At 71.0% G+C, this 6375-nt stretch carries 7 protein-coding genes; 2 read left to right on the forward strand and 5 right to left on the reverse strand.

Annotation, left to right across the window (positions count from 1 at the left end; translation table 11 throughout):
- On the reverse strand, positions 1-306 hold a 306-nt coding region (locus VF665_RS08985; protein ID WP_331053080.1), incomplete at its 3' end, for a hypothetical protein.
- Between the two features lie 318 nt (positions 307-624).
- On the opposite strand from VF665_RS08985, the gene VF665_RS08990 reads away from it, so the two are divergent.
- A complete protein-coding gene (locus VF665_RS08990; RefSeq protein ID WP_331053081.1) occupies positions 625-900 on the forward strand; it encodes a hypothetical protein in 276 nt (91 codons plus the stop codon).
- Between the two features lie 70 nt (positions 901-970).
- A complete protein-coding gene (locus VF665_RS08995; protein WP_331053082.1) occupies positions 971-1228 on the forward strand; it encodes a hypothetical protein in 258 nt (85 codons plus the stop codon).
- Between the two features lie 612 nt (positions 1229-1840).
- Here the strand turns inward: VF665_RS08995 and VF665_RS09000 are convergent.
- The 4 genes from VF665_RS09000 to dapE all read right to left on the reverse strand — a co-directional run bounded on the left by VF665_RS09000 (position 1841) and on the right by dapE (position 6269).
- Positions 1841-3451 (reverse strand): S8 family peptidase, encoded by a 1611-nt coding sequence (locus VF665_RS09000; protein ID WP_331053083.1) that lies wholly within the window; start codon positions 3449-3451, stop codon positions 1841-1843.
- 85 nt (positions 3452-3536) lie between these two features.
- Entirely contained in the window at positions 3537-3986 is a 450-nt protein-coding gene (locus VF665_RS09005) for a hypothetical protein (RefSeq protein WP_331053084.1), read from the reverse strand.
- 67 nt (positions 3987-4053) lie between these two features.
- On the reverse strand, positions 4054-5196 hold the full coding sequence (locus VF665_RS09010) for a pyridoxal phosphate-dependent aminotransferase (RefSeq protein WP_331053085.1): 1143 nt from the start codon (positions 5194-5196) through the stop codon (positions 4054-4056).
- Entirely contained in the window at positions 5193-6269 is a 1077-nt protein-coding gene (gene dapE / locus VF665_RS09015; RefSeq protein ID WP_331053086.1) for a succinyl-diaminopimelate desuccinylase, read from the reverse strand. The genes VF665_RS09010 and dapE overlap by 4 nt, the downstream gene beginning before the upstream one ends.
- Positions 6270-6375 lie beyond the last annotated feature (106 nt).

A 6375-nucleotide genomic window follows, 5' to 3' on the forward strand; every position in this document is an offset into this window, starting at 1 on the left:
GACGAACGGCGTGTCCTTTTCCAGCCCCTGCCGAAGGATGCGCTGCACGCGCCGCAGATCGCCGGCCAGCCACGCCTCTACGATGCGGTTGTCGTTGGCGTTGCCGCGCGCCGCCACCGAGAGCAGCTGGTCGCGGTCGTCCCACTGGCTCTGCACGGACGCCGCGGCCAGGTCCAGCTCGTCGCGCGCCCGCTCGTACACGCCGCGCTCCACCGCCCGGGCAATCAGCAGCAGCGCCGGCACCACGATGAGCAGCGCGGTGACGGCAAAGAGCAGAAAGACCTTGGCGCGGAGGGGAAGCCTCATGGGGCGTGTTTGTGCGGGTTCGGGCGCCGGGCCGGGCGTTCACTGAACGGGCGCGCACTGTTCACTGAACACCCGCCGCTGTTCCGCACGGCGCGCGAACGGGGCTCCGGGCCGGGTGCGGACAGACGAAAGTTAAGCAGCGGCGCGGGTTTTCGCCACCGTGGCATGCGGAGACGTGTTCGGCATACCCGTTGCCAAATGGGGATGCCGACCCCGCATGCTTCGCGAGGAGCGGTGACGGGCGGAGTGCAGGACGTTTCGGAGCAGGACCACGGGCCTGGACGGGCCCGATGACACAACCACTCAAGGAGCACTACCATGAAGAAGCTGATCGCGGTTTTCGGTCTTGCGGCGCTGGCCGCCTGCGGCGGTGGCGACAAGGCCGCCGAGGGTGAAGGCGGCGGCGCGACGGTGGACAGCTCGGTGACCACCGTTCCGGGCACCGACACGGTGAGCCAGCCGGTTGTGGTTCCGACCCAGGACAGCGTGGTGACCACCACCACCACCACCTCGGACACCATGCAGGGCCAGGCGACCGCTCCGGCGACCGCCACCCCGGCGACCACGACGACCGACACGGCCGCCAAGATGTAATTCCGCTTCCGGGAGCCGCGTACCTGCGCGGCTCCCGGATGCTGGATCCCTTTCTGTTCGGAGAACGACCATGAAGAAGCTGATCGCCGTTTTCGGCATCCTGGCCCTGGCCGCCTGCGGCGGCGACGCCAACGAAGGCGCCGCCACCGAGGATACCACCACCGTCGTGACCCCCGCCGCGGAGCCGGCGCCGGTGACCACGATGCCGTCGGACACCACGATGGCTCCCCCGGCCGCCGCCCCCATGACGGGCGACTCGATGGCCGCCGGCGCGACCACGACCCCGATGGGTGGCGACACCACGAAGGGCGACAGCGCCAAGATGTAATTCAGGCCCCGCCTGGATTGCTCGGACGGGTCCGGACCGCACGCGGTCCGGACCCGTTTTCTATTCCGCTTCACCCCAGTGCAGGGGGCGACGCCCCGAGCCGAGTGGTTGAAAATCCGCCGCTCGAACCGCCGCAACGGACCAAGCGGACCCGATGTTCTCGGCAGAGTGATCCGTGTGACGACGCGGGCCTCCTGAGCGGATGAACCCGCCGCTCCGAAAGCGGTACGCCCCGACTCGCGGCCGCTGTCGCGTCCACGATCGGGGCTTCAAGCGACCCGGCGGCGGCCCTGCGCGCGTCGCGTGCAGACCGCAGGCGGACTTCGTGTCCTTCGAGGTGCGATTTTCACCGGCGGAAGCGGAGCCGGCCACATGCGCCGTCGCCCCACCCCACGCCGAACGGCTCCCCCTCGCCCGCTTGCGGGAGAGGGGGTTGGGGGAGAGGGGCGGCCGCAGCATGCGCCAAACCTCGCCCGACGCCCGTCCGCTCACTCCCGCACCTTCGCACTCCGCACTTTCGCACCTTCACACTCAAAGAAACGCCTCCCGCGCCGAAGCACGGGAGGCGTTTCATCCTCCATCCATCCATCCATCAAACCAGCCCCGGTGCCCCTAGCGGCGCACCATCCGCTCCGCCATCTGCACGGCCGCGTACAGGTTCACCACGCCGCCCGTGGACGAAAGCTGGGCGAAGGGAACCATCTTGTCCTCGCTGCCGGGCTGCAGAACGTTCAGCCCCGGGTAGCGCGTGGCAGACTCCATGATGATCTGCCGCACCTGCGCCGCCGTCAGCTCCGGAAAGTACGAGAGCAGCGTCGCCGCCACGCCCGCCACCACCGGGCTCGCCATGCTGGTGCCGTTGTTCCGCTCGTAGCCGCCGTCCGTCACCGTGGAAAGCACGTCCACGCCGGGCGCGAACACGTCCACCAGCGCCTGGTCGTAGTTGCTGAACTCCGCGGCCAGGTTGCGGCCGCCCTTCCACGACGACGCGCCCACCTCGATCCAGTTGGACGCGCGCTGGCCGCCCTGCGTGTACACCGGCGTGGGGTAGCTGGGGTGCTCGCTGGTGTCCTCATTCTCGTTGCCCGCGGCGTGCACCAGCAGCACGTTCTTGCTCTCCGCGTAGCGCACCGCCTCGTCCACCAGGCTCTTTTCCGGCGAGTAGCTCTTGCCGAAGCTCATGTTGATGACGCGCGCGCCGTTGTCCACCGCGTAGCGGATGGCGTTGGCCACGTCCTTGTCGCGCTCGTCGCCGTTGGGCACCGCGCGTACCGACATGATGCGCACCGCGCCGGCCACGCCGTCGATCCCCACGCCGTTGCCGCGCCGCGCCCCCACGATGCCGGCCACGTGCGTGCCGTGGTCCGCGCCGGGGCCCTCGTAGTCGTTGCTGCCGTAGTTGCGCTGGGCGCCGTTCGCCGGGTCGTCGCCCACGATGCCGCGCGGGTTGAAGTCCGGGTTCAGCGAGAACTGCACGGCCTCGCCCAGCTCCGTCACCGCTTCCTGCAGGCGGGGAAGGGGATAGCCCTGCCCCACGAAGCTCACGTACGCCTCCTGCGCCTCGCGCCCCTGCGGCGTCGTGGGCCGGAACGCCCGCACCGCGGGCAGCGTGAGCGAATCCGCCCGCATCTCCTGCCGCAGCACCCGCTCCGCCTGCGTAAGGATGGTGACGTACTGCCGGTACTCGTTCAGCAGCTCCGTCTGCGAGCGGCGGCGAGCCTCCAGGTCGGTGCGCACGCGCTGCCACAGCTCGTAGTCCGTGCGGGCCTGGCCGCGCAGCGTGTCGGCGTTCACGTTGGCGAAGCGGGCGCGCAGCCGGCCGTACAGGCGCGTCACCTCCAGCGTTTCCACCGAGATGTTCTGCCCGTTGGGGCCGCCCAGAAAGTTCCAGCCGTGCACGTCGTCCACGTAGCCGTTGCGGTCGTCGTCCACGCCGTTGCCCGCGACCTCGCGGCGGTTGGTCCACATCACCGGGGCCAGGTCGGGGTGGTCCACTTCCACGCCGCTGTCGATGATGGCCACGATGATGGTGTCGCGCACCTGCCGGTTCTGCAGCAGTTCGCGGTACGCGCGCTCGGCGCTCACGCCGGGGACGTTGTCCGCGCGGGCGTCCAGCAGGTGCCAGTTGCGCGGCGCCGTGTCGGACGCGGTCTGCTGCGCGTGCGCGGCCGGGGCCGCGGCGGCCACCGCCGCGGCCACGAGAAGGGGACGGATCGGCTTCATTGGTACCATGAACCAGAAAGGGGAATTCGGTCCTGCCGGGCGCGTGTACCCCGCCGGACGCCAAAAAGAGCCACCGGACACGCGCTCAGCCCGCGTCCTCCAGCGCCAGCGCGGCGGCGGCCAGGGAGCGGTGCATTTCCGTGTGGGCGAACAGCACGGCCGGGTCGCGCCGGCGCACCCGCTCGTAGCGCGCGGCCTCGGTCTCGTCCGCCAGGGGATCGTGCGGGCCGGAGTCCGCCACCAGGGCGTGGGCGCGGTCTACGTAGCCGCGCGCGGCGTCCATGGTCATCGGCTCGTCTTCGTGCATGGCGCCGTCGATTTCGGTGATCAGCCGCGAGAAGGGGCGCAGCCAGGCAAAGAACGAGTCCTCCATCAGCGCTTGCAGCAGCTGCACGTTGGTCTGCGGCCCGTTGCTCTGCTCGTAGACCCCGCGCTCGGAGTCGATCAGCGCCTTGTGCAGGCGCATCAGCCCGCGGCGCAGCTCCACCATGGCGGGGCGCAGCGGGTCGTTCTTTCGGGTGGGGAGGGCGGTCATGCGCGTCCGGTGCGGTGCGGGAACAGGATGTCGTGCGGATGGATCGAAAGAAGCGCGCCGTCCCGCGTCAGGCGGCGCGCGGCTCGGCGAAGAAGCGGGCGATGCGGCGGATCCCTTCGCGCAGCGCGTCCTGCTCGGCCACCCAGCTCAGGCGCAGCCACCCCTCGCCGCTGCCGCCGAACGCCAGCCCCGGCGTGGCCACCACGTGCGCGCGCGCCAGCAGCGCCTCCGCCGCGCCCAGCGAATCGGCGGACCACGCATCCGGCAGGCGCACCATGCAGTAGAACGCGCCTTCCACCGGCGACGCGTGCAGCCCGTTTTCCGCCAGCGACGCGTTCAGAAGGTGCAGCCGGTCCGCGTAGTGCGCGCGGTGCTCCGCCAGGTTGCGCGGGTCGGCGAACACCTCGCGGGCCACCACCTGGCTGAAGGTGCTCGCCGCGGTGTTCACCAGCTGGTGCACCTTGACGGCGGCGGCGATCTCCGCCGTGCCGGCCACCAGCCAGCCCAGCCGCAGCCCCGTCATCGCGTTGCTCTTGCTCAGCGATCCCGCGACCAGTGAGTGCGGCCACAGCGCGCCGATGCTCGCGGGCGGCTCGCCGAAGTACAGCTCGCGGTACACCTCGTCGCTCAGCACGTACACCGGCGGGCCGGGCCGCGCGGCGAGCCCGTCCGCCAGCGCCTGCAGTTCCGCCCGCGGCCACACGCGGCCCGTGGGGTTGGCGGGGCTGTTGAGAATGAGCATCCGCGTCTGCGGCCGCAGCGCCTCCAGCACCCGCGCCGCGTCCGGGCGAAAGCCGTCGTCCTCGTCCATCGCGACGGTGCGGTGCCGCAGTCCTTCCAGCGCGCACAGCTTGGGATAGGCGAGGTAGCAGGGCTCCACGATGAGCACCTCGTCACGAGCCGGGTCCAGCACCGCCTTGAGCGCCAGGTAGATGGCCTCCTCCGAGCCGACGGTGACGCACACGTTCTCCGCCGACGCGCGTTCAGGGAGGGCGTGGTACGCGGCGATGCGCGCGCGCAAGTCCGCAAAGCCGGCGTTCACGGTGTAGGGGCAGCCGTGCTCGCGCACCCAGGCGGTAGCGGCCTCGAAGGGGCGCGGGTCGGGCCGCAGCGTGGGCTCGCCGAGCCCCAGGTCGATGTCGCCCGGCTGCTTGCGGGCGTTGAGCGCGCGGATCAGCGACGGCGCGATGCCGTCCAGTACGGGGTTCACTGGGCGAACCAGCGGCGAAGGGCGCCGTAGCAGTGCTCCAGCGAGTCGATGCTGGCCCACTCGCCGGCCTGGTGTGCCTGCCCCGTCTCGCCCGGGCCGAAGTTGACGGCGGGAATGCCGTTGGTGGTGAAGCGCGCCACGTCGGTCCACGCCTGCTTGGGAAGCACGGCAAGCTGCTCGCGGCGGCACCAGTCCGCGATCAGCGGGTGGTCGGCGTACACGTCGCCCGCCGGCGCGGTGTCCGTCACCGTCACGATGCACTCGGGGCCGGCCAGGGCGCGAAGCTCCGCCTCGGCGCTCTCCGCCGTGTTGCCCGGGGCGAAGCGGAAGTTGACGTTCAGGTCCAGCGCGTCGGGGACCACGTTGCGCGAGTTGTGGGTCGCGGCGGCGGTGGCCACGATCACCTCGTAGAACGACAGGTCGCCGAAGCGCACCTCGCGCCGCCCCCAGTCGCGCAGCTTTTGCAGAAAGGGGATGGCGTTGTACAGCGCGTTCTGCCCCTGCCAGGGCCGGGCGCTGTGGGCCCGCACGCCGGGGATGGTGACGGTGGCGTGGATGAGCCCCATGCACCCCGGCTGCACCCCGCGGTCCGTGGGCTCCAGGATGAAGGCGAAGTCGATGGCGGGGAGCGCGCCGCTGGCCAGGACGGGGCCCAGCCCGTTGCCGTGCGCCGGGCCTTCTTCGCCGTCGTAGAAGATCCACACGGGGCGCCCGTGCTCCAGTTCCCGCCACCGGTCCAGCAGCGCGAGCATGACGGCGATGCCGGCCTTCATGTCGCTGGCGCCGCAGCCGTACACGCGCCCGTCGCGGATTTCGTACGGCTGCTCCTCCGCGCACTTCACCGTGTCGGTGTGGCCCACCAGGGCGATGGTCGGCTGGCCGGGCCGCTCGTCACGGCCAAACGGCTCGCACAGCACGGAGTTGCCCAGCCGGGTGACGGCGTGCGGGCCGGCGGCCGCGGCGCACCGCGCCTGCACCCACGACGCGATCTGCGCCTCGTGGCAGGTTTCGCTGGGAATGCTGCACAGTTCCAGCGTGAGCCGCGCGAGCTCGTCCCGGATGGATTCGGTCATCAACTGAAAGAAGTGCGTGAGTGCTGGGTGCGTGAGTGCGACAGAAAGTGCCCGGTGCCAAGTGCCCGGTGCCAAGTGCCCGGTGCCTAGTGCCCGGTGCCAAGTG

This window comes from Longimicrobium sp. (assembly GCF_036387355.1).
GTDB lineage: Bacteria > Gemmatimonadota > Gemmatimonadetes > Longimicrobiales > Longimicrobiaceae > Longimicrobium.

What these genes read in the sequence shown, in the direction of transcription:
- VF665_RS08990 (WP_331053081.1), top strand. Translation starts at nt 625, where the DNA reads ATGAAGAAGCTGATCGCGGTTTTCGGTCTTGCGGCGCTGGCCGCCTGC.
- VF665_RS08995 (WP_331053082.1), top strand. Translation starts at nt 971, where the DNA reads ATGAAGAAGCTGATCGCCGTTTTCGGCATCCTGGCCCTGGCCGCCTGC.
- VF665_RS09000 (WP_331053083.1), bottom strand. Translation starts at nt 3,451, where the DNA reads ATGAAGCCGATCCGTCCCCTTCTCGTGGCCGCGGCGGTGGCCGCCGCG.
- VF665_RS09005 (WP_331053084.1), bottom strand. Translation starts at nt 3,986, where the DNA reads ATGACCGCCCTCCCCACCCGAAAGAACGACCCGCTGCGCCCCGCCATG.
- dapE (WP_331053086.1), bottom strand. Translation starts at nt 6,269, where the DNA reads ATGACCGAATCCATCCGGGACGAGCTCGCGCGGCTCACGCTGGAACTG.